The following is a 24,655-nucleotide window of genomic DNA, read 5'->3' as shown; positions in this document are numbered from 1 at the left end:
GATCCCCGCAGGTCGCGGACGCGACCGGTCACGGCCCGCCGTCCCGGGCCGCGAAGGCGCGGTGCGGCGCTCAGTTCATCGGTGAGGGGTGTATGCGGTTGCCGCCCCGGACGTCCGCGATCACTCCTGCGGCCGAACCCACGTACGGGCGAGTTCCGCCACCCACGGAGCCGCCTCGTCGGGAGCGGGCGGGGGCGCGCCGACGACGACGAGTTCGGTGATGCCCGCCGCACTCAGTGCGGGCAGGTGCTCCGGACTGCCGTCGCTCAGCGCCACGGCGACCGTGAGCTCGTCGAAGTCACGGCCATGGCGGGCGCACTCGTCGGCGAGGACGGCGACGCGCGCCGGGACGTCGGCCGCCGCGACGTTGAAGCCGTACCAGCCGTCGGCGAGCGTGACGGCGCGGCGCAGGGCGGCGTCGGTGTTCCCGCCGAACACGACCGGGAGCCGGCCGCCGCGCAACGGCTTGGGGTTGACCCGGATCGCATCGAAGCGGGTGAACTCCCCCGTGAAGGAAGCCGGGTCGTCGGCCCAGAGGGTACGCATCGCGGTCAGGTACTCCTCGGTGCGCCGTCCGCGCCTGTGGAAGGGGACTTGGAGCGCCGCGAACTCCTCGGCCGACCAGCCGACCCCGACACCGAGGGTGAACCGTCCGGCGGAGAGAACGTCGAGTGTGGCGGCCTGTTTGGCGATCACGACGGGGTTGTGCTCGGGCAGCAGAAGCACGCCGGTGGCGAGCTCGATGCGGTCGGTGACCGCTGCCGCGAAGCTCAGGGCGAGCAGCGGGTCGAGCCAGTCGGCGTCCGCGGGCACGGCGATACGGCCGTCCGCGGAGTACGGGTAGCGGGAGGCCGGCGAGTCCACCAGGACCACGTGCTCGCCGCACCAGAGTCTCGCGAAGCCCTGCGCCTCCGCGGCCGTGGCCACCGCCCGGATGATGTCGGGACGGGCGCCGTCACCGATACCGAGCGCGTGCAACCCCACTCGCACACTCCACCTCCTGACAGTCGGCCCGGACGTGCGTGGCGCGACGCTGTTTCCAACGACCATTGATCGCGCGAGTCACGGCGTTGTACGTTGTGGATCAACTCGTCGGACGCATGACGTAAGCGCCGGCAAATGGCGCGTAACGGGCCTGTGGCCCGCAGGGGACTTCGAGTTCGGGCGAGCCCGACCGGAACTGTGACCTCCACCACGGCGAACATGATCTATTCCTGGTGAGATCGCCGGATGCTCGGTCTTCTCCTCCGTCTCCTGCCGTTCTGGGTCCGCGAGCCCCTGCTCATCGTGCTCGGGTCCGTTCTCGGCGTACGCCTCACGTACCTCGCCGTCCGCGATCACAACCTGGCCGCGGCCGGCTTCGGCGTGGTGTTCCTCGTGTTCACCGCCATACGCGTGTACGTGGTGGTCCGGGCCCTGCGCGCACGCCGGAACCCGAGTCCGGCGGCCGCTGCCGACGCGGTGGCGGTCGATCCGGCCGCCCAGGCCCCGGCACAGGCACCCGCCCTGACGCAGATGCAGATGCAGATGCAGACGCAGGCCCCGGCGCATGCCCCGGCTCAGACCCAGGTCGGAGCTGCGGCGCATCCCGGTCCGCAGGCCCCGGAGAAGGAGCCCAACGCATGGGGCCAGGCCGCCGCGGCCGTGGCCGTGTTCGGGGCGCTGGCCGCCACCGTGTGGCTGGGCCCACGCCTGCTGCCGTCCGACGACAGCACGCCGCAGGCCGCCTCGTGCTCGGACGGGGAGCACGAGAAGCTGCCGAGGGCCTACAAGGAGACTCCCCGGGCGGTGACCGGTGACGAGCTGTGCGAGGCGCTCAACCGGCCCGACCTGGCCCAGCTCCTGGGGACGCCTGACGAGACCGCGACCACGGCCTCCGGCAGCAGCAACACCGCTGCCCTGACCGATGGGAAGGTCGCCGAGCCGGAGGCCGAGATCTCGTTCGACACGTACACCGTGAACCTCTCGGCCACGTACAACAAGCTGTCGACCGGCCAGTACGCGAAGCTCCTGAAGATCGGGGCCGAGAAGGACGTCAAGACGCTCACGGTGCTCGGCCGGCCCGCGGTGTTCTCCTCGGACCACACCATGAAGTTCGAGATCGATCTCGGAAGTGGCGGATCCGGTGGCCCGGTCGAACAGGGCCCCCTGGCCAGAACGCTGTCCGTGGCCCTCGACGAGAAGGACCGGGGCGGTTCCTACGACCTCACCGTGTGGAGCCGGTCAGGAGCCCTCCCGGACGACAGCGTCCTCGTCGGCATAGCGGAGAAGGTTCTTCCGACGATCCCCGAACGGACCGCCCGATGAGACGCCGAGGGCTTTTTGGCCGTGAAAAGCCTTGGAGCCGAGGCCACTCGGAGCAAGGCTCCCACCGGGTGGTGCGGCCAGACGGCCCAGGTGTGAGCAGCGGTCCTGCCGGGCGACCTATTTGCATAGAACGAGAAAATAGGTCAGAGGGTTGATATCTAAAGCGTCGCGGTTGTTTTCGCGCACAAGTGGGAGATTCGGGTTCGCCGTGTGGCGTCGGCCACGGGCGAAGGTGTGGACCCTGGCCGGTGTGACGGCGCTCGGATTCCTCATCGCGCTGGAGTTCATGGCACGCCACTACTCCCAGCCGGGGCCGATCACCAGCCAGCTGCGAGAGGTGATATTCGCTCCCAAGCCGGGGCCGATGTACGGCGGTCTGGCGTTGACGATGGTGGTGCTCACCTGGCGGCAGCGGTTCATCGCGGCCGGTGTCGCGATCGGAATCGACGCCGTTCTCGTGCTGCTGCGGTGGGCGGTCCACGCGGAGATGGCCGACGGCCATTCCTTCGGCAACGGCGCGCTGTGGGTGATGTTGGGCTGTGCCGTCATCGCTGTCACGCGCCGTACCGGCCAGGAGCGCGTCCTGCTGCTGAAGGGCGCCGGACTGGGACTGCTGCTGGTGACCGGCCGGAAAATCGGCGATACCTGGCTGCTCATCACGTCGAAGGCCCGCCCGCAGGTGCTCGACCAGTACGTGGCGACGGTCGATCACGCGCTGGGTAATCCGTCATGGGTGGCGGGCCGGATTCTCGGGGCGACCGACCCGATCGGCCCTCATGTCCTCCACTTGGTCTACGCCCAGCTCGCGGTGGCCGCGGTCGTCGTCGCGCTGTACCAGCTGCGCAACGTGGCCGTCGAGCGCCGGTTCCCGCGCCACCACCTGGTGCGCACCTTCCTGGTGATCGGCCTTCTCGGACCGGCCATCTACATGATCTTCCCGATGGTGGGTCCGGTCTTCGCCTACGGCCCGGGCGCCTCCGGCACCGGCGGCGTGCAATGGGCGGCGGCCAACCTGTGGCCCCACACGCCGCCGCCGCTCACCACCCCGCACCCGATGCCGTACGACGAGATCACCCCGCGGAACTGCATGCCCAGCCTGCACACCGCATGGGCTACGGCGATCTTCATCCACACCCGTAAGGGTCCGCGCCTTCTTCGATACGGGGGCACGTTCTGGCTGATCGCCACACTCGGCGCGACGCTGGGCTTCGGCTATCACTACGGCGCGGATCTCGTCGCCGGCGTGGTGTTCGCGCTCACCATCGAGGCAGCGCTGCGTTCACACGACCGTGGCTGGGACCGGCTGGGAATCCAGCTGGTCGGCTACGGCGCCACGATCTTCGCCGCGCTCCTGGTGTCGTACCGCTGTCTGCCGATGAAGATGGCCGAACATCCCGGGGTGTTCGGGCCACTTCTCATTCTGGCGATGACCTCAGTGATCTACGGCTACCTACGAGCCGCCAAACTGTGGGAGCCGGAGGCGTCGAGAGTGATCACCGGCAGCGCGGGCCCGGCGCGTGAGGGGATGGCCCGGACAGGGTGAGTACGCCATCGGCCCCTCTGCGCACCCGTTCGTTGGGCGGCCCCCCCGACGGTCCCGCACGCAGGTGGTCGGAGCCGGTCAGGTGACGGGCATCGGCCGGGTCCCGGGCGGGTGCAGGCGGTCGGTGAGGAAGGCGAGGATCTCGTCGCGGGCGCGGACCGTCGGATGGCCGGCCTCGTCGACGAGATGGGCGGTGACGACGCTGTGCGGGGTGCCGACCACGTCGGCGAAGAAAGGCGGCGGGGCCGGGTTGGCGGCGCTGTCCGGGAGGACGCGCCCGTCGAAGGCGTCGCCGAGCAGCGCGCGGTAGGCGGCGAAGCGCTGCCCGGTGCACCAGCGGTCGCCCTCGAAGCGGTAGGCGAGGACGGTGAGTCCGTCGCGGTCGAGCCGATCGCGCACCGCGCGCGCGTCCGCCGCGTCGAGTTCGAGACCGCCGGGGTCGTCGAGCGGCAGCGACGGGTGGTTGACCACGGGGGCGATCACCGCCGGCTCCAGGGCCATCGTGAGAGCGAAGTTGCCCGTGAAGCACAGGCCGATCGCGCCCACCCCCGGCCCGCCGCAGGCGGTGTGGGCCTGCCGCGCCAGGCCGCGCAGCCAGCGTGTCACCGGGCTGGTGCCGCCTCCGGCGAAAGCGCGGAACTCCGCGCTGACACAGGCGCGGCGGACGACCTCCCGGCCACCCTCGACCGTGGGGAAGGCGCCGTCCGTCCCGAACAGGGAGGGCACATGGACGGTGAAGCCCGCGTCCCGCACCCAGCGTGCGAGCCGCAGGACGTCGGGACTGATGCCCGGCATCTCGGGCAGCACCACGACCGCGGGCCCGGCCCCGGCCACGTAGACCGTCTTCTCCACCCCCTCAACGGCCACGTTCCGGCGGGTGAAGTCGGTGATCGGATCGTCGTCGCTCATGGGGCCAGCCTGTCCCGGCGCCGGCCGTCGGGTGAGGGGCCGGATCGCCAAGCCCAGGGGTAATCTCGCCACACGCGGGGGAGGCGAGCGGTATGCCGTCGGTTCCTCGGAGCCGGACACCAGGGGGTACCAAGCGATGGCGGAGACGAGGCGGCAGACGGAGGACGGGGCGGTTCCGGCCGCCGGACCGGGTGCGCTGAGGGTCGGGGTGCTGGCGTACCCGGACTGCTTCGCGTCCGAAGTGTTCGGCATCCCCGACCTGTTGACGATGGCCGGACATGTCGCCGGACCGGACGCGCCCGGCTACCGGGTGTCGGTCGTCTCGCCCCGCCGCCGGGTCACCGCCTCGGGCGGCGTGAGCCTGGACGTACGTCCTCTGCGCGAGGTCGACGTCCTCGTGGTCCCCGGCTTCGAACTGCACCCGGGCACGGATCTCGACGCGTGGCTCGCCCGGCTGGCCCCCGAGGTCGCGGCGATCCGTGCGCAGGCCGCCGCCGGCACCGCTGTCGTCTCCCTCTGCGTCGGCGCGTTCCTGCTCGCCGCGGCCGGGCTCCTCGACCGGCGGCGGGCCACCACGTCCTGGCTGTACGCCGGCGAACTGGCCAGACGCTGCCCGGGCGCAGACGTGCGGCCCGAGCACCTCGTCGTCACCGACACGGGAGTGACGACCACGGCCGCATTCAGCGCCATGTACGACTTCGCGCTGGACCTGATCCGCCGACACGACGGCGCCCGGGTGGCCCGCGCCACCGCACGGCTGGCGCTCGTCGACGACGCGCGGACCTCCCAGACCCCGTACGTCGACCCGCAACTCCTGCCGCAACCCGGCCTGGAGTTCTCCCAGCGGGTCATGCGACGGCTCGACCAGAACCTCGCCGAGCGGTACGACCTCGCCGCGCTCGCAAACGCCTTCCGGGTCAGCACCCGCACACTGCTGCGCCGCTTCGCCGAGGAGACCGGACACAGCCCGCTGACCCATCTGCAGGCCTCGCGGGTCCGCCGCGCCCGCCACCTGCTGGAGACCACCGACCGCACCGTCGCCGCCGTCGCGGCGGCCGTCGGCTACCAGGACCCCGGCACCTTCGCCGCGCTCTTCGCCCGCCACACCGGCCACCGCCCGAGCGCCTACCGGGCCGCCTTCCGCCGTACGGCCCCGGAGTCGGCCCCGGACGGCCGAACACCTGAGTGCCTTTGACGCGCCATGTGGCCGCGCCGAGTCGGCAGGGGTTGCCATGCCCGGGTCGGTGTGAGGCAGATCACGGGGTGCTCGTCGCATCCCTTTGCGTCCTCCTCGAGTCCGATCAGCGAACGGTCTTGTTAAAGGGGAAACAAAGATGAGCAATCGCATTCTTCTGACCACGGCAGCCCTGTGTGTGACGGCGGCGCTGTCGCTCACCGCGTGCGGAGACGACAAGGGCGACGCCAAGGCGGCAGGAGACGCCACCTCCGCAACGCCGTCGCCCACGCAGTCGCCCGACCCGTTCAAGGGACTGACTCCTGATCAGATCTCCGAGAAGGCCCGCGTGGCCATGACGAAGCTGGACTCATTCAAGGTCAAGGGCGGCATGACCACCGACGGTGAGCACATGACCTTCGATTTCGCCGTCGCCGCGAAGGGCAACTGCCACGGGAGCTTCACCACCGGGGGTGCGTCCGCCGAGATCCGTGAGGTCGGCGGCACGACGTACATGAAGGGCGACGAGAAGTTCTGGCAGCAGATGGGCAAGGAGGACGGCTCGTCGTCCAAGGAGACGGACGCCCTTGCCGAGATGTTCAAGGGACGCTGGTTCAAGATGCCGGCGGAGGATGCGAAGTCGGACGACAAGTTCCCCTTCTGCGACATCGGCACGATGTTCGAGAAGGACGAGAAGGAAAGCCACCTCACCCGGGGAGCGGACACCGAGGTCAACGGCACGCCCGCCGCGACGCTCAAGGGCAAGGACGGCGCCGCGACGCAGACCCTTCTCATATCCGCCAAGGGGGAGCCCTACGCGCTCAGGCTGACAGCCGAGGGCGGCAAGGAACCCGGTTCCTTCGATTTCTCGGCGTTCAACGAGCCTGTGACCGTCACGCCCCCGCCGGCCGGCGAGGTCATCGACCCGGACAAGCTCAAGGGCTGACACCCGGCCCGGAAACCGGACGACGTGCGGCCGGGCGGGAGCAGTTCCCCTCGGCCGGTTCCACGCAACACTGCAGGAGTATTCCCCGTGAACGGAAAGCGCCGTCGCTGACCGTGATCGCGGCACCGGCGCCCATGTAGGGCCTGAAGATCGTCCTTCCGCTGGTGAGCCGCAAGGACCGCAACGCGACAGCGGTCGCCGTGCCCCTGGCGGGCTGACCGCCGGAGCTAGGCCGCGCAGAACTCGTTGCCCTCCGGGTCCCGCATCGTCCACCAGTGTCCGGCCGGTCCCTTGTCGAACTCACGGACGCGGGTTGCCCCCAGCTCTTCCAGCCGGGTCACCAGTTTGTCGAGGCCGCCAGGCTCGCTGTGGACGTCGAGGTGCAAGCGGTTCTTGCCCGCCTTGGCCTCGGGCACGTCCTGGAAGAGCAGTCGCCGGCCGCGGCCGACGCCGCTGGTCCGGTCGAACGGGTCGTCGGGGTGGCGGATCGCGGCATGGCCGCGGAAGGTCTTGCGGCCGCGATGGTCGGCGACCGCCTCCTCTTCGATGTGGCCGGCGGCAAGCAGCTGTTCGATCAGAGCGCTGGGGTCCTCCACCTCGTACCCCAGGGCCGCCGCCCAGAAGTCCGCGAGGGCGGCCGCGTTCGCGCTGTCGATGACCAGCTTCCAACTCAATGCCATGCAGCCATTCCTAGCGGCTGTATGAACGCCGCCGCAAGCAAGCGGCCGGACACCGCACTCGCCCCGCCACCGCGGGACTCACCGGCCGAACTGTCACGGCAGGTCGACGGCGTTGACGGACAGGCCGTTGTCGACGGTGTAGTACGGCCGTACCCGGGCGCGCCCGCGCGGGGTGTCCTCGAACACGGTCACCGGGTACACGTACACGTTCTTACGGTCCTTGACGTCGCCGAACCAGCCACCGACCCGGACCGGTTCGGCCCGGTCGGCGATGCGCACCCACAGGTCCCACAGGTCCTGCTCCCGGCGGTGGAGGCGAGCGACGGCCGCGCAGGCCACGTGCGCGTGCAGCGAACCGTCCTCGTCACGATGCCAGGACAGCTCCAGGGCATCGGCGTCGGCCCGGTCGCGCAGTCGCAACTCGAAGCCCTCGGCGTCGGCCGCGGTCCCGAACAACCGCACCACCACACCGATTTCCTGGTTGTCGGCGTAGATGTCGACACGCTGGACCTCCGCGTGCACGTCGGCTTCGCGGGCGGTCAGCGCGATGAACCCGTCCACCGTCTCGTACGGCAGCAGCGCTCGGACCGGGGACTGCCGTGCATCGGGCCGGAAGGCCGTCAGGCCGCGCAGATCGAGCAGGTCGCTGCGCAGGCGCTTGCGCGGCCCGTCCGCCGGATCGACCCACAGGTCCCACACCGCGTTCCCCAGCGGCAGCGTGCGATCGACGGGGGCCCAGGCCCGGCCACGGTCGTCGCGGACGAGCGGGACGCGCAGCGTCGTGCGCTCCTCGTCGCGTCGGATCAGCAGCATCTCCCCCTCGTCGACCGGGGCGGCTGACGCCAGCACGACGCGCAGCGAGCCGTCCGCGTCGGCGTGGAAGGATCCGCTCATCGGCGCCGTGACCGGCGGCGACGCGGGCTCCGCCGTGCGGGGCGCCTCCGCCCGGCCGGCGCGGGGCCGCAGCAGGCGGCTCAGGAACGAGCCGCGCGTCGTCGACCCGGTGGAGTCGCGGGCGCCGAGTTCGCGGAACAGCTCCTCATAGCGCAGGGCGATCACGGCGGGGTCGAACCGCTCGGCGCTGCGGCGGGCCGCAGCACCCATCGCGGCCCGCTCGTTGTCGTCGTCGATCAGCCGCAGCAGACCCTGGGCGATGGAGTCGACGTCTCCCGGGGTGACCAGGAGGCCGTCCTCGCCGTCGCGGATGATCTCGCGCGGGCCGAGCGGGCAGTCGGTGCTCACCACCGGGACACCGCAGCGCATCGCCTCGACGATGGTCATGCCGAAGGACTCGCTGTCCGAAGTCACCGCCGCGATCGAACCCTTGACCCACTCGGCCTCGATGGGCGAGACCAGGCCCATCAGGTGGACCTGGTTGTACAGGCCGAGGTCGTTGATCAGGGCGCGCAGCTTGCCGCGCTGGCTGCCGTCGCCGTAGATCCGCAGCTGCCAGTCGGGGTGGTTCGCGGCGACCTTGCCGAAAGCCCGCACGAGCAGGTCGTACCGCTTGATGACCGCGAGCCGCCCGGCGGCGACGACCGTCTTGACCGTGGGGTCGGCCGCGGGCAACGAGGGTGCCGGAATGCTGTTGGGTATGGAGGCGACGCGCAGACCAGGAATGGCCATGTGCCTCCGGTAGTTCTCCGCGTCGGCCTCGGACACCGTGACGAGGGCGTCCAGGCGCGTATAACTCTCCTTCAGGTCCGGCAGCAGCGCCTCGGGGTGCGACTCGAGTGTGATGTGCTCCTGGCCGATGCCCAGGGTGCGTTTGCCGGCGAACCGCGCGACGTACACATTCAGGCCGGGCCGTGTCCCGATGAGCACGTCCGGGGGGTTCTGGCGGAAGTAGTCGGCGGCCCGCTCGTCGGTCATGGTGCTGTACTGGTGGTAGCGGGTCTCGGCCGCGGGGAAGATCAGGGCCGGCTCGTTCCGCTGCGCCTCGGGGACCTGCCGCGTGTCGATCAGGCTGGTGACCTTGACCCGCGGATCGATCGCGAACAGCGGCGCGTCCTTCGGCTGGAACACCGAGACGATTTCCACCTGGTGACGTTCCGACAGTGCCGACGCCAAGTTGATCGTTGTCCGGTTTGTCCCACCCAGGCCAAAGACGTCATGGATGAGGAACGAAATCTTCACGCGGCTCTCCCCGTTCGGGTCATGGACCCTTCAGTCGCTGTAACGCACAGGATACCTACTGGTAGGACCCACCTTGTTCACAGTTCCTGCGCTATTCACGGGCAGTCACGAGGCGGCCAGGCCTCCGGCGCAGAGCGCGTCGTCGATCAGTGCGCCGTCGTACAGCGTTCCGGACGACCAGGTCACCGCAACCGTCGACGTCGGTCCTTGGATGAAGCAGAAGACCGCCGCGGTACTGGCGCACCGCACCGAGGTGGAGCGGGGAGCCCTGCCGGGGGTGATCGCCGGCCTTCCGCCGGATGTACGGGAGCGGCTGTTCGCCACCGAGTGGTTCATCCGGCACACCCCCGTCACCGCGGCACCGGCCCAGACGGAACTGACCGCCTGACCTCACAGTCCGGTCAGGCGCAGGCTGCCATGACACCCCAAGCCGTCGACGCACGGCCTCCGTTCTCGCCTGCGCAGCCCTGCGCGTCAGTCCTGGTCCGACTCGGACAGGGCCTCGGTGATCAAGCGGGTGGCGAAGTCGTGGTCGCCGGTGATCCGGTTGATGTGTTCCGCGAGCAGGACGGCCGTGGCTTCCAGGGGGTTCATCTCGGCCTCGGTCCACTGTCCATGCTGCGCGCGCCACAGGCTGGGGCTCAGCCCGGTGCCCGCGGCGACGAGGAGTCCGGCCATGGTGGGGATGACCTCGGGACGGAAGGTCCTGTGCATCATGCGCATGCTGGCCACGAGGGCCGGCACCACGTACTCGATGACGTCCTTGCCGTGCTCCTCGCAGGCCATCCGCAGCCACTTCATGAGCATGTAGATGAGCGTGCACGTGCCGGTCAGCAGCTCATCGATTCCCTCGGGGCCCAAGGACGCGGCGAACTGCTCGATCATCTGCTGCTGCACGGGGTCGATCCCGGACTTGCTGTCGTAGACGGCCTTGAGCCGGGAGTCGATCATCATGAGCGCTGCGCCAACATCGCCGACGGGAGCGTACTCGGGGTCACAGGGCGATGGCACAGGGCTCCTCCTCGAACGACCGCAGCGGGCTGTGGTGCATGTCCGTACGGTAGACCGCTCTCCGGGCGCCAGCCGGGCGAATCCCGGCGCAGGGCCTTCGACGGCGCCCTTCACGATCCCTCGAGCACCGCCCGCTCCCGGACCGGCCTCGCTTCGTCGGTACGGTCGCCGACGAAGCGGAGGGCATCGGGGGTGGGCCCGCGAGGCTCAGAGCATCAGCAGCAGCCGCGTGTGGGGGACGAGCTTCCGGTTCACGCTGGTGCTCTGGACGAATATCGTGAAGTCGTCGTTGTGGTCGGGCTTGACGCGAATCTCGACGTTCGGCAGGCCGAGCAGAGCCCGCGCCTCGGGGCCCGAGTACACCCGGTCCGTCTTCTTCTCCAGAACCGCGATCTGCTTCTGCGCCTGGATCTTCTCCGACTTGCTCAGCTGGTAGAACGCCCCGCCGGTACGGTAGGTGTGCCCGCATTCGACGACCCAGTCCCGGATCGCCGCGTCACGAGCCACCGGTATCAGCCGGTACTTCGACGGAGGCACCGGCGTGAGGCCGGCCGCCTTGATGGTGTCCTTGTTGACCGCCTCGGCACCTGTGGAGAACACCGCCCGTGATCCCCGGATGCCCTGGGTGCGGCCCACCATGAACTTCTCGGTGGCCTGCCGGATGACCTGCCCGGCCTCCTCCAGGCCCTGTGTGCTCGTGGCGTCCCAGATGGCGATGTTGTCCTTCGGGAAACCGCACTGCATGGCCTCCCGCTTGCCCATCTGGTCCGGCACGAGAACGGCCAGCGTCCAGTTGTCCTGCTGCGTCTCGATCATCTCGGCCACGGCCTTGACCAGCGCACGCGGTTGCCTGGCGGGTGCGTCCGGGCAGCGGTGACTCGCGTTCTCCTGCCCGTCCGTGAGCACGAACGTCAGGAAGCTGTGGTCTCCGTACAGTTGGGCCGTCTGCGCCAGCTCCCGCTGCGACTTCAGTGCCGCCGCCAGCAGAGCCGTCATTCCACCGACCCGGTAGAGCTGCTTCAGCGAGGGCATCCGCAGCACGTCCTTGTCGTAGATGACGCAGTCCACCTTGTCCGCGAACACGTACACCGTGACCCGGGTTTCCTGGTCCAGCTCCCTCGACCGGCGGGCGAGGTACGCGATCTGCTGGTCGGCGACCTCGACGACCTTGCTGCTCAGGTGCGACATGGACGAACTGGCGTCCAGCACGAGAGCAACGTGATTGATGTAGTTCTGACTTCCGGACATGGCAGCTCCCCCTCGTTCCGAACCGACCCTCCTACCGTCTCACGCACCACTGACAATCGATCTTGGCTCCCAGCCCGGACGCGGCACGAGACCCCGGGCGCCGTCAACAAGCGGCCCGGATCAGTCGTCCTCAGGCGTTACGCCCTCCAGCAGATAAGCAGGATGGTATTCGTAGATCCTTTCATCCGCATATGTGAAATTTATCTGGTTGGAGTCGTACACCCGGAAGGGCCCCAGGCATTTCAGGTCGACTTGAAGCCTGACCGGAAAGGTCAATCCTTCCAGTCGGTCCGCATCCGGGCCATTCACGAAGCAGTAGTCGAGGGATTTGTAATCCCAGCTGGGGTGAGCGATCCGGCACTTGAGTGAATCGTGTGCGCGGACGTCTGGGAGTTGCTCTTCCTCGTCTGCGCTCGCCTCGCTGACGTGGCGCACAATGAAGGTGCCCTTCTTGGTGTCGCCCTTGTATTTTCTGGCCCGGAGCTGCGTATTCCTGAGCCATTTGACGAGGTCTTCGTCCTTGTCCGTGTCCCGGTGCGTGGACCAGGACTTCACCAATCGTGCACACTCGTCCGCATAGTCTATGTTCTGCGGATTGTTCAGTCCTGCGCTGCCGGCGAGGAAGTCGATGAGGTTGCGCAGCTGCTCCGGATCGTCCAGCTCCAGTGCCTGCAGGTGATTGAGCGGGGTGGGAAGGCTGGAGCGTTTCATGCCACCGGCGCAGCACGGTATGACGTGCTTGCCGGCCACCCATGCCCCACCGCTCTCGAAGCTCACCCACGGACTGGTGACGCTTTGCGGAGTTGCAATCACCAGCGCCGCCGCACATCGTTGCAGGCTCTGAATGATGCTGTCTCGCCATGGTTCCCCCGGCACGACCGCCCTGTTGGAGGAATTGAATATTTCTACTCCGCCAAGGAGTGCCCTTTGTATGAGCTCCTCCAGGGCCGTCGAAATGAGCCCGTCGTCATGAACGTGACTCATGAAGATCAGAGGTTTGGGCAACTGGACCACTCCAGAGGAGGCCGTTCCGCTTCGTCGCTGCGGCTGCGTATTCTAGCCGGTATTCAGGAGCTCCATAAGAGGAATCTCGCTGCCGGCCTCGCTGCCGGCCGTCGAGCTCGACGGGGTCGCTCCTCGGCCGTTCGCCCGGGTCGGCGCCCGAGTCCGGCTCGGCGGCGCCCGAGCCCGGACCGGATCGCTCGGCGCACTCGCCGTCGTGCCGGTCAACCACGGTCGGCGAAGGTGTCCTACGGTCCAATTTTGGCCCACCTGGCCGCGAAGCCCCAGGTCAGTGGCGTGCAGCGGTTGCTCCGTTCCGGATCTGTGCCGACGGCCACAGCAAACCGGATTCACGTAGGCTCATACTGAGCTATGACAAAGCCTGCTGCGCCGAAGCGTCATCTGCCCACCAGCCCCTTCAAAGCCCCGGTCACACCGGCTCCCAAGCACTTCGCCGTGGGGGACCAGGTCACACACGACATGTACGGCCTCGGCCGAGTGATCGGCATGGAGGACGGGGTCGCGGCGCTCGTGGACTTCGGCTCGTCGCAAATGCGGATCTTGAGCCCGTACGCCAAGATGACCAAGCTGTAGGACCGCTGTGCCCGGTCACGGCACACCAGGCCCCTCCAGGGACCTGCAACGAAAGAGAGCCCTCTCATCGACCTGACGTCGCTGTTCTCCGCGCCGGAAGCGCAACCCCGCTGCTCCTCCGCAGCATCGCCGCCTCCGACGACCAACCCCTTCCAGGCCCCCGTCTTCGGGGAGGACGAGACCGTGCCCGCCGAGGACGCGGACGCGAAGGCGCCCGCCTCGGGCATACGTGCGGCGCGGGCCAAGGCCGCTTAGCCTCACCACTGGCGGTGGCTCCGGCACCCTCACGGCCGGCCCTCTCCCGTGCCGGGTGCGGAGTGCGGCCGGGGATCTCGATGCCGCACCGATCCACCTTGCGGTAGACGCCGGAGCGGCTCATCCCGAGCCGCTCCGCGGCCTGCGCCCCCTCGTCGCGTTCGAGTTCCTGCACGCGGCTCGGGCGCCGGACGGCGCCGGTGAAGATCTCGGCCGAGAGGTGACGGGCGTCGATCACCTCGATGCTCGGTGCGGGATGCCGCGTCGACGGGTGAGCGCGCGCTCGGCGGCGGACGTGAAGGCGAGCGCGTGTCCGCGGTGCTGCAGCGCGAAGTGGCGGGCGAGCGGCGGGACGTCGTCCGGACGTCCCCTCGTCCGGCCGGCGCACCCGCCTGAACCGGCGTGCCGGCTCGGCGGCCGTCCACCCCGGCAGAGCGTCCACCCCGGCAGCGTGTCCACCCCGGCAGAGCGTCCACCCCCGAGACGATGACGCAGGTGCTGTCCTTACCGAGCCCGGGAGCCCCCAGCGTCAGCCGGCCCGGTGTGTCGCCCGGTGCGTCGCCCGGGGCGGGCGGCCGGGCACTCAGCACCCGCTCGCGCGGCTCCGACTGCCGACGGGCGATTGAGAGCAGTGAGGTCGTGTCCACGGCGCCGCTGAACACGGGCCGCATGTCCTCGGGCGACAGACCGTAGTGCTCACTGCGCTGCCACAACGCGCGCAGCCTCGGCGCCGGCGCCGCCACCTCCCGGCCCGGCACGCCGGCGACCCCATCTGACAGTGGCTCGGGGATGTCTGTCCGATCTCCGGGACGCGACCTTGCGCCTGCCCCGAGCACGCTGCCCGGCGCCTGAGGAGGCGTCGCCGGTGCAGGTGTCTCAAAGTGAGACGTGGAGTACCTGCCCGGCACCCCCAGCGCTTCCTACGGTCCCTTTACAACGAGCCGAGAGCCGCCACGAGCCATGGAGGGACGCTCATGTATCGCAAGGACGGCGAGAGCTACTTCATCGTGGACGCCCACATCGCGCTGTGGGACGCCCGTCCGGAGAACCAGCTCAACGTGCACGGGAAGCAGTTCATCGACTGTTTCTACGACTACCACCGCAACCTCAGCCCGGAGTCGGAGGTGTGGCCCTACGAGGAGTACCTGTACTACGGCGGCGAGCGCCTGATGAAGGACCTGTTCACCGACGGGTACGTCGATCACGCCATCTTCCAGCCGGCCCACCTCGGTGCCTTCTACCGCACCGGCTTCGGGCAGACGGAGGAGGCGTTCGCGCTCACCCGTCAGCACCCCGACAAGCTGACCTACAACCACTGCTGGGACCCCCGCTTCGAGCAGAAGGGACTCGACCGGCTCCGCCGGGACGCCGAACGATTCCAGCTCAAGGGCGTCAAGCTGTACACGGCCGAGTGGCAGGGCGACTCGCGCGGCTACAAGCTGAGCGACCCGTGGGCCTACCGGTACCTGGAGGCGTGCCAGGAACTGGGCATCAAGAACATCCACGTCCACAAGGGCCCGACGATCCGGCCGCTGGACCGCGACGCGTTCGACGTCGCCGACGTCGACGCGGCGGCCTCGGACTTCACCGACCTGAACTTCGTCGTCGAGCACTGCGGACTGCCCCGGCTGGAGGACTTCTGCTGGATCGCGACCCAGGAGCCCAACGTCTACGCCGGTCTGGCCGTGGCCCTTCCGTTCATCCACACCCGCCCCCGCTACTGGGCGCAGATCATCGGCGAGCTGCTGTACTGGCTGGACGAGGACCGCATCCTGTTCGGCAGCGACTACGCCCTGTGGACGCCCCGGTGGCTGATCGAGCGGTTCGTCGACTTCCAGATACCCGAGGACATGCAGGGCGAGTTCCCGGCGCTCACCGTGGCACAGAAGAAGAAGATCCTGGGGCTGAACGCGGCGGCCCTGTACGACCTCCCGGTGCCCGCCGCGGCCGAGGCGCCGGCCACGACCGCGGGCACCCCCTCGGCAGCGGGCCCCGCGGGGGCCGCCTCCGTCGCCACGCAGCCCGGCGAGGTGTGAGGTGCCTGCCGACACGCTGGAGCAGCGGGCCCGGCGGGCGCTGGACGCCGTACGCGACCCCGAACTGGACGAACCCATCACCGACCTCGGTTTCGTCCGCTCCGTCGAGGCCGGCCCCGGACACCGGATCACGGTGCACCTGCGGCTTCCGACCTCCTTCTGCTCCCCGAACTTCGCCTACCTGATGGCCTCCGACGCCAAGGACGCCCTGGCCGCCCTGCCCGATGCCGGGGCGGTCACCGTCGTGCTCGACGACCACCACGACTCCGCGCTGATCAACCGTGGCCTGGCCGCCGACGCCGGATACCGGGGCACCTTCGGCGCGGAGGCGGACAAGGATCTTGAGGAGCTGCGGCTGACCTTCCGGCGCAAGGCCCACACCGCCGCGATGGAACGGGCCCTGACCGCGCTGCTGCTGCGGGATCCCGCGCTGACCGAGGAGGGGCTGGCCGACGTGGTCCTCGGCGACCTGCCCGACACGTCCGCGACCCGCGCGCTGCTGCGCCGGCGCGAGGCTCTCGGCCTCGGCACGGCACCGGCCGACGCCGCCCTCGTCGACGACGACGGGCGCCCCTGCCCCCGGGACGAGATCCCGCTGCGGCTGCGCTTCGCCCGATCGGTCCGGCGGTCGATCGACGGCAACGCGCACTTCTGTCGCGGCCTGCTGCGCACCCGCTATCCGGACGCCGCCCCCGACCAGTCCCCCCGGACCGAAGACACCACCCTCGTCCCGCACGGCAAGGAGCCACAGTGAAAGCTGTCCAGGTCGTCGGCTACGGCCGCAACCCCGAGATGACCGACGTACCGGTTCCCGCGGTCACCGGCCCGTACGACGTGATCGTCAAGATCGGCGGCGCGGGCGTGTGCCGGACCGATCTGCACATCCTCGAAGGGCAGTGGGCCGAGAAGTCGGGCGTGACGCTGCCCTACACGATCGGACACGAGAACGCGGGGTGGGTGCACGCGATCGGCAGCGCCGTCACCAACGTCGCCGAGGGCGACAAGGTGATCGTCCACCCCCTGATCACCTGCGGACTGTGCCGGGCGTGCCGATCGGGCGACGACGTGCACTGCGAACAGAGCGCCTTTCCCGGCATCGACACCGCGGGGGGCTACGCCGAGTACCTGAAGACGTCGGCCCGCAGCGTCGTACGCCTCGATGACTCCCTGGAGCCGTCGGACGTCGCGGCCCTCGCCGACGCCGGTCTGACCGCTTACCACGCCGCGGCCAAGGCCGCGCGCAGGCTGCGCCCGGGCGACCGGTGTGTCGTCATCGGCGCGGGAGGTCTCGGCCACATCGGCATCCAGGTGCTCAAGGCGCTCACCGCCGCCGAGCTCGTGGCCGTCGACCGCAACACCGACGCGGTGAAGCTGGCCGAGTCCATCGGTGCCGACCACGGTGTCGTCGCCGACGGGCGGCAGGTGGACGAAGTGCTCGAACTCACCGGTGGTCAGGGGGCCGAGGTCGTCGTCGACTTCGTCGGCGAGGGCGGTGCCACCCGGGACGGTGTGCGCATGCTGCGCCGGGCGGGCGACTACCACGTGGTCGGGTACGGCGAGAACATCGACGTGCCGACCATCGACATCATCTCGACCGAGATCAACTTCATCGGCAACCTCGTCGGTTCGTACAACGACCTGCGCGAGCTCATGGTGCTCGCCGCGCAGGACCGGGTCCGTCTGCACACGGTCAAGTATCCGCTCGACCGCTTCCAGGACGCGCTGGACGACCTCGACGCCGGCCGGGTGCGCGGACGCGCGATCCTCGTCCCTGACCAGCCGGAGGCGCACAGCCAGGAAAGTCGCGGAACTGACCACTGACGACACGGCACTCATCAAGGAGCTTCAGATGATCTTCATCACCGCGAAATTCCGCGTCAAGCCCGAGCACGCGGACCAATGGCCGGAGATCACCGCCGCCTTCACACAGGCGACGCGTGCCGAGCCCGGCTGTCTGTGGTTCGACTGGTCGCGCAGTGTCGACGATCCGGCCGAGTACGTTCTCGTCGAAGCCTTCCGCGATGACAAGGCGGGGGCCGCGCACGTGGGTTCCGAGCACTTCCGGACCGCCTGCGAGTCGCTTCCGGCCTTCCTCGGCGAGACGCCGCGCATCGTCAACACCACGATCCCGCAAGACGATTGGTCCCTTCTCGGAGAGATGACCGTCCCGGACCAGGAGTGATCGCTCGAAGGGCTGGGCTGCCGCCCCCCCGTCATGGCGTCGTTGACGGCGGGACGGGGGTGGCCGCCGGGGTCGGACCGGTCGTGGACGGTCCGGCGCGGACGACCGCCTGGTCTCCTCGTGGTCCGAACAGGTGCAGGATCTCCACGGCGCTCTCGTCCGCGGGGCCGAACCAGTGCGGCTCGCCGGTGTCGAACTCGGCCACTTCACCGGGCTGCAGCGTGAAGTCCCGCGCGCCGAGGATGAGGCGTAGCCGGCCGGCGAGGACGTAGAGCCACTCGTAGCCCTCGTGCGTCACCAGGTCCGGCGGGCGGGGTGCCAGTACCTGCTTGAACACCTGCACTCGGCCCGGGTACTGGGTCAGGGGTACCAGGACGCTCCCGCGCCCCCGGTGCACAGGCCGTAGATGGACCCGCGGGTCACCGCTGGCCGGCGCCGCCACCAGTTGGTCGAGTGCGACGCGGTGCGCCCGTGCCAGCGGAATGAGCAGGTCCAGGGTCGGGCGCCGCTTGCCCGACTCCACCCGGGACAGTGTGCTGACCGAGAGCCCGGTCGTGGCCGCCAGTGCCTCGAGCGTGAGGCCCCGATCCCGGCGCAGCCTGCGCAGCCGGGGGCCGATGCCGTCGAGGATCTGCTCCAGCTCCGCGTCCTCGGAATCTGTGTTCATGGCCCCAGTTTTGCAGTATTCGCAAAAACGGTGGGCTGCGGCCGTCGTCCGGTCCGAGCCTTGCCGGGCAATGATCCCGGACACCCGAGGTGGACCATGACCGTGACGACCGACCCTGTTCGACCCGTGCTGAGTACGCGCAGGCGCTGGACGGTGCTGGCCGTCTGTTGCCTGAGCATGTTCCTGGTGGGCCTCGACACCACCATCGTCAACGTGGGTCTGCCGGCCGTCGGGCGCGGCCTGGACGTCGGCACGCGCGGACTCGAATGGATCACGGACGCGTACACCCTCGTCCTGGCCGGACTGCTGATCTCCTCCGGTGCGCTGGCGGATCGCTTCGGACGCCGCCGGGTGTTCCAGTGCGGGCTGGCCGTGTTCGGCGCGGCCTCGCTGATCTGCGCGCTCGCTCCGTCGGCGGGCGTGCTCATCGCGGCCCGCGCCGTGCAGGGCATCGGCGCCTCGATGCTCAGCCCCGTGGCCCTCGCGATCGTGGTGAACGCGATGCCCGACCCGAAGGAGCGCGCGCAGGCGATCGGCATCTGGGCGTCGGTGTTCGGGCTGAGCATGGCCGCCGGCCCCGTCACGGGCGGCGCTCTGCTCGCGGGGCTCGGCTGGCGGTCCCTGTTCTGGATCAACGCCCCCGTCATCGCGGCCGCGCTGGTGCTCAGTGCGGTCTTCGTGCCGGAGTCCCGGGCGCAGCGGGCGCGGCGTCTCGACCTGCCCGGCCAGGTGCTGCTGACCGTGGTCATCGCGGTCGTGGTCGGCGTCCTCATCGAAGGGCCGCACATCGGCTGGACGTCGCCCGCGGCGCTGGCGGGATACGCCGGGGCCGTCGTGGCGACGGTCGGCTTCGTACGGGTCGAGGCCCGCCGGCGCGAGCCGCTGATGGATCTGCGGCTCTTCGGGCGTCCGGTGTTCAGCAGTGCCGTCCTGGGCGCGGTGGCGGTCTTCGTCGCCCTGAACGTGACACTGCTGCTGAACACCATGTACCTGCAGCACACGCGGGGATGGACGCCGCTGGCCGCCGGAGTGGCGACGCTGCCCATGACCGTCGGGGCGACCGTCTGCGCGCCCTGGTCCGGCCGCCTGGTCGGCCGTTCGGGACCGCGGCTTCCGCTGCTCCTGGCCGGCGGCTTCATCGCGGCCGGCGGGCTCTGCATGGTCCGGCTCACCCCGCACACCGGTCTGCGCCTGCTTCTGACCGCCTACGCGCTCATCGGGATCGGGTTCGGCTTCGCCAACGCCCCGATCACCAACACCGCGGTCAGCGGACTGCCCTCGGCCCGGGCCGGCGTGGCCGGGGCGATCACCTCCACGGCACGTCAGCTCGGCTCCGCCCTCGGCATCGCCCTCGCAGGCGGCCTGGTCACGGCCGCCGGCCCGACGGGGCTCGCCCACGCGTCCCGCCCGGGCTGGATGCTGGTCGCCGCGTGCGGAGTGTTCCTCTTCTTCGTCGCCCACGTGTCGCGGCCGAAGGAGGCCCTCGCCGGCCCCGCGGGCGGTCGAGTTGCGGCCCCGCGAGCGCGGTGAGCCGTACGAACGGTCTCCTCCGCCTGCGGCCCCCCTGCCCTCCTCAGCCACGCCCTCCCTGCGACCCCACGATCCCGGCCACGGGTGCCGTAGTACCCCGGTACCACCCGTTCGCCACTGTTCAGCCCCCGGTACCACCGGATCCGGCTGATCGCGGACTTAGCGTGGCGGAGGAGGCGTCAGGCGGTTCGGGCGCCGGAGTCCGGAAGAGAGAACGCGAATGATCGAGGCACAGCAGCTCACCAAGCGGTACGGGGAGAAGACGGCCGTCGACGGGCTGGACTTCACCGTGAAGCCGGGCACGGTGACCGGCTTCCTGGGGCCCAACGGGGCGGGCAAGTCCACGACGATGCGCATGATCGTCGGACTGGACGCGCCGACGCGTGGCTCCGTCTCGGTGAACGGCCACCGCTACGCCCGTCACCACGCCCCGCTCCAGGAGGTGGGCGCCCTGCTGGAGGCGAAGTCCGTACACCCGGGCCGCTCCGCCTATCACCACCTCAGGGCGCTCGCGCTGACCCACGGCATCCCGCGCCGCCGGGTGGACGAGGTCGTCGAGCTGGCCGGGCTCGGCAGCGTCGCGAAGAAGCGCGCCGGTGCCTTCTCGCTGGGCATGGGGCAGCGGCTCGGCATCGCCGCGGCGCTGCTCGGCGACCCGCAGACGGTGATGCTCGACGAGCCGGTCAACGGACTGGACCCCGAGGGCGTCCTGTGGATCCGCAACCTGCTGACCACCCTCGCGGCCGAGGGCCGTACGGTGTTCGTCTCCTCCCACCTGATGAGCGAGGTGGCACTGGTCGCGGACCACCTGATCATCGTCGGGCGTGGCCGGCTGCTGGCCGACACCACCGTGCGGGACCTGGTCCGCCAGGCGGGCGGCGACACCGTGAAGGTCGCGACGGACGACCCGGCGCGGTTGCGGGACGTCCTGGCCGGACCGGGCGTGGAGATCACCGGTCGCATCGGCTCCGAAGAGCTGCAGGTGACCGGGGTGGGCGCCCGCGAGATCGGGCTGAAGGCGGCCGAGCACGGAATCCCCCTGTTCGAGCTGACCCCGAAGGCGGTGTCGTTGGAGGAGGCATTCATGGAACTGACCCGAGACGCCGTGGAGTACCACGGCTCCACGACCGGCATCGAGACTTCCGGGAGCGCGGCATGAGCACACTCACGACGACTGCCGACACCCCCGAGACCGCCCCGGCCGCTCCTGCCCGCCCGGTCTATCGGGTGACCGCACGGCGCGTGGTGGCCTCGGAGTGGGCCAAACTCTGGTCCCTGCGCTCCTCCTGGATCACCCTGGGCCTGGGGCTGGTGTTCCTCGTCGCCTTCGGCGTCATCGCCGCGGGCCACTACAAGTCCAATATCGACTCCGGCCGGCACCTGGACCGAGACTTCGCCACCGCCACGGCTGTGAGCCTGTCCCTCTTCGGGACGAACTTCGCCCAGCTCGCACTCGGCGTACTCGGCGTACTGGTCACGGCGGGGGAGTACTCCACCGGGATGATCCGCTCGACCCTGGCCGCGGTGCCGCGCCGGCTGCCCGTGCTGTGGTCCAAGGCGGCGGTGTACGGGCTGGTCGCGCTGGTGATCGCGACCGTCGGCGCGTTCGTCGCCTTCCTCGTCGGCAGCCGGATGGTCTCCGGTACACCCGCCGCCCTGGGCCTCGGCCACGCCGGCGTCATCCGCAGTCTTCTGGCCGCCGGGCTCTACCTGGGCCTGGTCGGCGTGATCGGCACCGCCCTGGGCGCCCTGCTGCGGTCCGTGGCCGGCGGCATCTCGGTGCTGGTCGCCGCCCTCATGCTCGTACCCGGACTGATCTCCCTGCTGCCCAGCTCGTGGCAGGGCGACATCGACCCCTACCTTCCCAGCCACGCGGGCGAGTCGATGTTCGCCCTGACCCACGACTCGACCACCCTGTCGCCGGGCGCGGGACTCCTGGTCCTCCTCGGCTGGACCGCCCTGGCGCTGGCCGGAGCGGCGTACCGGCTGCTGCGCAGCGACGTCTGAGCGGCAGCCACCCGCATCATGGGCTGGTGACATCCGTGACCCCAGTGACCAGCGCGACCAGCATGACCACCGTGACCTCCGAAGAACTCAGCGGGATGGGGCCGCTGGTCGCCCGGCTCGGCCGGGCCGGCCAGCGGCTCCGGCATGCCGACCGGACCCGTCCGTGGGTGCTGGACACCGCGGTGGCGGTCCTGGTCTTCCTGTTGTTCTGCCTGCCCGACCTGCTCCACGCGATGGGTGTGATCGGCGGGGACGGCGACGGTGACGGCCCGCGCCGCTTCCGCCTGCTGTTCACCCGGTTGCCCGTGGCGGGCATGCTGGTCCTGCAGGCCGGGCTGGTGCTGCCGCTGTTGTGGCGACGCCGGGCCCCCGCCGCCGCCTTCGGCGCCGTCACCGCCGTGTTCGTCCTCCAGTGGTCGCTCGGCGCCATGCTCCGCGCGGACGTCGCCCTCTTCATCGCCCTGTACAGCCTGGCCCTGCACGGGCGGCTGCGGCAGCTCCCCTGGGCCTGCGCGGTCATAGCGGGTGCGTTGAGCCTGGTCGCGGCGCGGGTGTCGGTGGCGATGTCGGTCTGGGACGCGCTGTTCTTCCTGCTCAGCACGGCGACCGCGGCACTCGCGCTCGGCCTGATGATCCGTATCCGGCGGGCCCAGCTGGCCGGACTGCGGGACCGTGCGGCACGGCTGGAGGTCGAACGCGACCAGCGGGGCAGACTCGCCGTCGCCGCCGAACGGGCACGCGTGGCCCGGGAGATGCACGACATCGTCGGCCACAACCTGTCCGTCATCATCACCCTCGCCGACGCGGGAGCCTACGCCGCCGGCGTCGCTCCGGAACGGGGCAAGGAGGCCCTGCACCTCATCGGAGACACCGGCCGGCAGGCCCTGGGCGAGCTGCGTCGGGTCCTCGGCGTCCTGCGCGAGGCCGACGGTCCGCCGGTCGAGCCCGAGCTGAGCCCGCAGCCCGGTCTCACCGACATCGACGCGCTGTGCGAGGGGGTGCGCGCCGCCGGCCTGGAGGTCGTCTACCGTACGGCCGGAGACATCGACGCCCTCGACAGCGGGGTGCAGCTCACTGTCTACCGCATCGTGCAGGAGGCCCTGACGAACACCCTGAAGCACGCCGGCGCGGGCGCGCGTGCGAACCTGGCGATCGTCGCCGAGGACACGCGGCTGACCATCACGGTTCAGGACTCCGGCCCGCCCAACCCGGCCGGCCGGCCCCGTACGGCGAACGAGGAAGGACACGGCCTGGTGGGCATGCGAGAACGAGCGGCACTCTACGGCGGGCACGTCAGCGCGAGCCCCACGGGCGCCGGCTGGACGGTACGGGCCGACCTCGACCTCACCCCTCAGGACGGTGCCCGGTGACCACCGTGCTCGTCGTGGACGACCAGCCGCTCCAGAGGTACGGCTTCCGCATGCTCCTGGACTCCGTCCCCGGGACGGAGGTGGTCGGCGAGGCCGCGCACGGAGCGGAAGCCGTGCGTAAGGCGGCCGAACTCCGCCCCGACGTCGTCCTCATGGACGTCCGCATGCCCGGCATGGACGGCATCGAGGCCACACGCCGCATCGTCGCGGCCGGCGACCGCTCGCGCGTCCTCGTCCTGACCACGTTCGACATCGACGAGTACGTGTACGCCGCTCTGCGCGCCGGGGCCAGCGGCTTCCTCCTCAAGGACGCCCGCCCCGAGGAGCTGCTGGCGGGCATCCGCGCGGTGGCCGGCGGAGATGCCGTGATCGCCCCCGCGCTCACCCGCCGCCTCCTCCACGAGTTCGCCCGTCTCGTGCCACCGGGCGGTGACGGCTCCAGCGAGGACCCGAGACTCAGCTCCCTCACCGACCGCGAACGCGAGATCCTCGTCGCGATCGGCAAGGGCTGGAGCAACGGTGAGATCGCCGGCCGCTTCGTCCTGTCGGAGTCCACGGTGAAGACCCATGTCGGCCGGGTGCTGTCCAAGATCGGTGCCCGCGACCGCATCCAGGCGGTGATCTTCGCCTACGACCACGGCCTGGCCCGGCCCCACGCGGGCTGAGCCGGTCCCGGCCGCACGCGCTATCGCCGGTCCGGGTTGAGCTCCGCGTGCACCATGTCGACCAACTCCTCGGCCTCGGGCGCTCGGGAGTCGTCGGGAACCACGTAGTACCCGCCCAGGGTGCTGATCACGTCCCTCTCCGAGCCGTCGTACCTGTGAAGACGGTCCTCCCGCTCCTCGCGGGTCGCAGGGTCGGGGATCTGCCACCACCACACCTTGTTCCGGATCTCGTCCTTCGACAGGGGGCCGTTCAGGACGATGTCCCTGCCCTGGACCTTCCCTGTGATCCTCAGGGAGTTCGCATCGGAAGCCACGCGCCATGTCTCCTTTCGCCGGGGGAGCCGCCAGGGGCACCTCGTCCTGATCAGGCAGCGGATACCCCTGGATCGCATT

24 protein-coding genes are annotated in these 24,655 nt (G+C 70.1%); 15 read left to right on the top strand and 9 right to left on the bottom strand.

The features are described from left to right. Window positions 1-120 precede the first annotated feature (120 nt). Window positions 121-984 (bottom strand): LLM class F420-dependent oxidoreductase, encoded by an 864-nt coding sequence (locus tag AB0N17_RS04930; RefSeq protein WP_366009698.1) that lies wholly within the window; start codon window positions 982-984, stop codon window positions 121-123. Window positions 985-1,230: 246 nt separating this feature from the next. On the opposite strand from AB0N17_RS04930, the gene AB0N17_RS04925 reads away from it, so the two are divergent. Both AB0N17_RS04925 and AB0N17_RS04920 read left to right on the top strand, forming a co-directional pair. Then, window positions 1,231-2,307 carry a DUF6215 domain-containing protein gene (locus AB0N17_RS04925; RefSeq protein WP_366009697.1) on the top strand — a complete coding sequence of 359 codons (1,077 nt, stop codon included), beginning with the start codon at window positions 1,231-1,233 and terminating at the stop codon, window positions 2,305-2,307. Between the two features lie 250 nt (window positions 2,308-2,557). Next, a complete protein-coding gene (locus tag AB0N17_RS04920; protein WP_366009696.1) occupies window positions 2,558-3,850 on the top strand; it encodes a phosphatase PAP2 family protein in 1,293 nt (430 codons plus the stop codon). Between the two features lie 78 nt (window positions 3,851-3,928). On the opposite strand, the gene AB0N17_RS04915 is transcribed toward AB0N17_RS04920, so the two are convergent. Continuing rightward, window positions 3,929-4,759: a dienelactone hydrolase family protein gene (locus AB0N17_RS04915; RefSeq protein ID WP_366009695.1), complete on the bottom strand. Its 831-nt coding sequence runs from the start codon at window positions 4,757-4,759 to the stop codon at window positions 3,929-3,931. Between the two features lie 136 nt (window positions 4,760-4,895). Between AB0N17_RS04915 and AB0N17_RS04910 the strand changes: the two genes are divergently transcribed. Next, window positions 4,896-5,954: a helix-turn-helix domain-containing protein gene (locus AB0N17_RS04910; protein ID WP_366009694.1), complete on the top strand. Its 1,059-nt coding sequence runs from the start codon at window positions 4,896-4,898 to the stop codon at window positions 5,952-5,954. Window positions 5,955-6,093: 139 nt separating this feature from the next. After that, entirely contained in the window at window positions 6,094-6,879 is a 786-nt protein-coding gene (locus AB0N17_RS04905) for a hypothetical protein (protein ID WP_366009693.1), read from the top strand. A gap of 227 nt (window positions 6,880-7,106) precedes the next feature. Here AB0N17_RS04905 and AB0N17_RS04900 read toward each other — a convergent pair whose 3' ends face one another. Together AB0N17_RS04900 and AB0N17_RS04895 are read right to left on the bottom strand one after the other, a co-directional pair. Next, entirely contained in the window at window positions 7,107-7,559 is a 453-nt protein-coding gene (locus AB0N17_RS04900) for a VOC family protein (RefSeq protein ID WP_366009692.1), read from the bottom strand. A gap of 93 nt (window positions 7,560-7,652) precedes the next feature. Further along, entirely contained in the window at window positions 7,653-9,695 is a 2,043-nt protein-coding gene (locus AB0N17_RS04895; RefSeq protein ID WP_366009691.1) for a glycosyltransferase family 4 protein, read from the bottom strand. 211 nt (window positions 9,696-9,906) lie between these two features. Here AB0N17_RS04895 and AB0N17_RS04890 point away from each other — a divergent pair, with 211 nt between their 5' ends. After that, window positions 9,907-10,083: a hypothetical protein gene (locus AB0N17_RS04890; RefSeq protein WP_366009690.1), complete on the top strand. Its 177-nt coding sequence runs from the start codon at window positions 9,907-9,909 to the stop codon at window positions 10,081-10,083. An 86-nt stretch (window positions 10,084-10,169) separates the two neighbouring features. Here AB0N17_RS04890 and AB0N17_RS04885 read toward each other — a convergent pair whose 3' ends face one another. The 3 genes from AB0N17_RS04885 to AB0N17_RS04875 form a co-directional block, all read right to left on the bottom strand. Next, window positions 10,170-10,706, bottom strand: coding sequence for a hypothetical protein (locus tag AB0N17_RS04885; RefSeq protein WP_366009688.1), 537 nt, complete (start codon window positions 10,704-10,706; stop codon window positions 10,170-10,172). 207 nt (window positions 10,707-10,913) lie between these two features. Next, on the bottom strand, window positions 10,914-11,954 hold the full coding sequence (locus tag AB0N17_RS04880) for a VWA domain-containing protein (protein ID WP_366009687.1): 1,041 nt from the start codon (window positions 11,952-11,954) through the stop codon (window positions 10,914-10,916). A 120-nt stretch (window positions 11,955-12,074) separates the two neighbouring features. Continuing rightward, complete coding sequence (locus tag AB0N17_RS04875; protein WP_366009686.1) at window positions 12,075-12,959, bottom strand: TIR domain-containing protein; 885 nt, start codon at window positions 12,957-12,959, stop codon at window positions 12,075-12,077. Window positions 12,960-13,328: 369 nt separating this feature from the next. Here AB0N17_RS04875 and AB0N17_RS04870 point away from each other — a divergent pair, with 369 nt between their 5' ends. From AB0N17_RS04870 to AB0N17_RS04850, 5 genes are all read left to right on the top strand, one after another. Further along, a complete protein-coding gene (locus tag AB0N17_RS04870; RefSeq protein WP_366009685.1) occupies window positions 13,329-13,550 on the top strand; it encodes a hypothetical protein in 222 nt (73 codons plus the stop codon). Window positions 13,551-14,779: 1,229 nt separating this feature from the next. Beyond that, window positions 14,780-15,841: an amidohydrolase family protein gene (locus AB0N17_RS04865; RefSeq protein ID WP_366009684.1), complete on the top strand. Its 1,062-nt coding sequence runs from the start codon at window positions 14,780-14,782 to the stop codon at window positions 15,839-15,841. A gap of 1 nt (window position 15,842) precedes the next feature. After that, a complete protein-coding gene (locus AB0N17_RS04860; RefSeq protein ID WP_366009683.1) occupies window positions 15,843-16,595 on the top strand; it encodes an iron-sulfur cluster assembly protein in 753 nt (250 codons plus the stop codon). Further along, entirely contained in the window at window positions 16,592-17,662 is a 1,071-nt protein-coding gene (locus AB0N17_RS04855; RefSeq protein WP_366009682.1) for an NAD(P)-dependent alcohol dehydrogenase, read from the top strand. Before AB0N17_RS04860 ends, AB0N17_RS04855 begins: the two co-directional genes overlap by 4 nt. A gap of 28 nt (window positions 17,663-17,690) precedes the next feature. Next, a complete protein-coding gene (locus AB0N17_RS04850; protein ID WP_366009680.1) occupies window positions 17,691-18,023 on the top strand; it encodes a putative quinol monooxygenase in 333 nt (110 codons plus the stop codon). Window positions 18,024-18,054: 31 nt separating this feature from the next. Here AB0N17_RS04850 and AB0N17_RS04845 read toward each other — a convergent pair whose 3' ends face one another. After that, on the bottom strand, window positions 18,055-18,690 hold the full coding sequence (locus AB0N17_RS04845; RefSeq protein ID WP_366009679.1) for an XRE family transcriptional regulator: 636 nt from the start codon (window positions 18,688-18,690) through the stop codon (window positions 18,055-18,057). 96 nt (window positions 18,691-18,786) lie between these two features. Between AB0N17_RS04845 and AB0N17_RS04840 the strand changes: the two genes are divergently transcribed. The 5 genes from AB0N17_RS04840 (at window position 18,787) to AB0N17_RS04820 (ending at window position 24,262) form a co-directional block, all read left to right on the top strand. Next, complete coding sequence (locus tag AB0N17_RS04840; protein ID WP_366009678.1) at window positions 18,787-20,220, top strand: MFS transporter; 1,434 nt, start codon at window positions 18,787-18,789, stop codon at window positions 20,218-20,220. 220 nt (window positions 20,221-20,440) lie between these two features. Beyond that, window positions 20,441-21,379: an ATP-binding cassette domain-containing protein gene (locus AB0N17_RS04835; protein WP_366009677.1), complete on the top strand. Its 939-nt coding sequence runs from the start codon at window positions 20,441-20,443 to the stop codon at window positions 21,377-21,379. Then, the gene (locus tag AB0N17_RS04830; protein ID WP_366009676.1) at window positions 21,376-22,227 is read left to right on the top strand and encodes an ABC transporter permease; all 852 of its coding nucleotides are present in this window, start codon (window positions 21,376-21,378) and stop codon (window positions 22,225-22,227) included. The genes AB0N17_RS04835 and AB0N17_RS04830 overlap by 4 nt, the downstream gene beginning before the upstream one ends. A 62-nt stretch (window positions 22,228-22,289) precedes the next feature. Beyond that, the gene (locus AB0N17_RS04825) at window positions 22,290-23,597 is read left to right on the top strand and encodes a histidine kinase (protein WP_366009929.1); all 1,308 of its coding nucleotides are present in this window, start codon (window positions 22,290-22,292) and stop codon (window positions 23,595-23,597) included. Further along, window positions 23,594-24,262, top strand: a complete 669-nt coding sequence (locus AB0N17_RS04820; protein WP_366009675.1) for a response regulator transcription factor — start codon at window positions 23,594-23,596, stop codon at window positions 24,260-24,262. The genes AB0N17_RS04825 and AB0N17_RS04820 overlap by 4 nt, the downstream gene beginning before the upstream one ends. Before the next feature lie 20 nt (window positions 24,263-24,282). Here the strand turns inward: AB0N17_RS04820 and AB0N17_RS04815 are convergent, their stop codons facing one another. Further along, on the bottom strand, window positions 24,283-24,576 hold the full coding sequence (locus AB0N17_RS04815; RefSeq protein ID WP_366009674.1) for a hypothetical protein: 294 nt from the start codon (window positions 24,574-24,576) through the stop codon (window positions 24,283-24,285). Between the last annotated feature and the right edge of the window lie 79 nt (window positions 24,577-24,655).

Source organism: Streptomyces sp. NPDC051133, assembly GCF_040682635.1.
In the GTDB taxonomy this organism is placed as follows: Bacteria; Actinomycetota; Actinomycetes; order Streptomycetales; family Streptomycetaceae; genus Streptomyces.
Note: the sequence above shows the minus strand (reverse complement) of the source record. Positions and strands in the feature narration are given on the sequence as shown.

Excerpts from the sequence above, each read along its gene's own strand:
- AB0N17_RS04850 (WP_366009680.1), top strand. The coding sequence starts at position 17,691 with ATGATCTTCATCACCGCGAAATTCCGCGTCAAGCCCGAGCACGCGGAC.
- AB0N17_RS04835 (WP_366009677.1), top strand. The coding sequence starts at position 20,441 with ATGATCGAGGCACAGCAGCTCACCAAGCGGTACGGGGAGAAGACGGCC.
- AB0N17_RS04825 (WP_366009929.1), top strand. The coding sequence starts at position 22,290 with ATGACCACCGTGACCTCCGAAGAACTCAGCGGGATGGGGCCGCTGGTC.
- AB0N17_RS04890 (WP_366009690.1), top strand. The coding sequence starts at position 9,907 with ATGAAGCAGAAGACCGCCGCGGTACTGGCGCACCGCACCGAGGTGGAG.
- AB0N17_RS04925 (WP_366009697.1), top strand. The coding sequence starts at position 1,231 with ATGCTCGGTCTTCTCCTCCGTCTCCTGCCGTTCTGGGTCCGCGAGCCC.
- AB0N17_RS04865 (WP_366009684.1), top strand. The coding sequence starts at position 14,780 with ATGTATCGCAAGGACGGCGAGAGCTACTTCATCGTGGACGCCCACATC.
- AB0N17_RS04830 (WP_366009676.1), top strand. The coding sequence starts at position 21,376 with ATGAGCACACTCACGACGACTGCCGACACCCCCGAGACCGCCCCGGCC.
- AB0N17_RS04915 (WP_366009695.1), bottom strand. The coding sequence starts at position 4,759 with ATGAGCGACGACGATCCGATCACCGACTTCACCCGCCGGAACGTGGCC.
- AB0N17_RS04900 (WP_366009692.1), bottom strand. The coding sequence starts at position 7,559 with ATGGCATTGAGTTGGAAGCTGGTCATCGACAGCGCGAACGCGGCCGCC.
- AB0N17_RS04905 (WP_366009693.1), top strand. The coding sequence starts at position 6,094 with ATGAGCAATCGCATTCTTCTGACCACGGCAGCCCTGTGTGTGACGGCG.
- AB0N17_RS04880 (WP_366009687.1), bottom strand. The coding sequence starts at position 11,954 with ATGTCCGGAAGTCAGAACTACATCAATCACGTTGCTCTCGTGCTGGAC.
- AB0N17_RS04840 (WP_366009678.1), top strand. The coding sequence starts at position 18,787 with ATGACCGTGACGACCGACCCTGTTCGACCCGTGCTGAGTACGCGCAGG.
- AB0N17_RS04845 (WP_366009679.1), bottom strand. The coding sequence starts at position 18,690 with ATGAACACAGATTCCGAGGACGCGGAGCTGGAGCAGATCCTCGACGGC.
- AB0N17_RS04910 (WP_366009694.1), top strand. The coding sequence starts at position 4,896 with ATGGCGGAGACGAGGCGGCAGACGGAGGACGGGGCGGTTCCGGCCGCC.
- AB0N17_RS04870 (WP_366009685.1), top strand. The coding sequence starts at position 13,329 with ATGACAAAGCCTGCTGCGCCGAAGCGTCATCTGCCCACCAGCCCCTTC.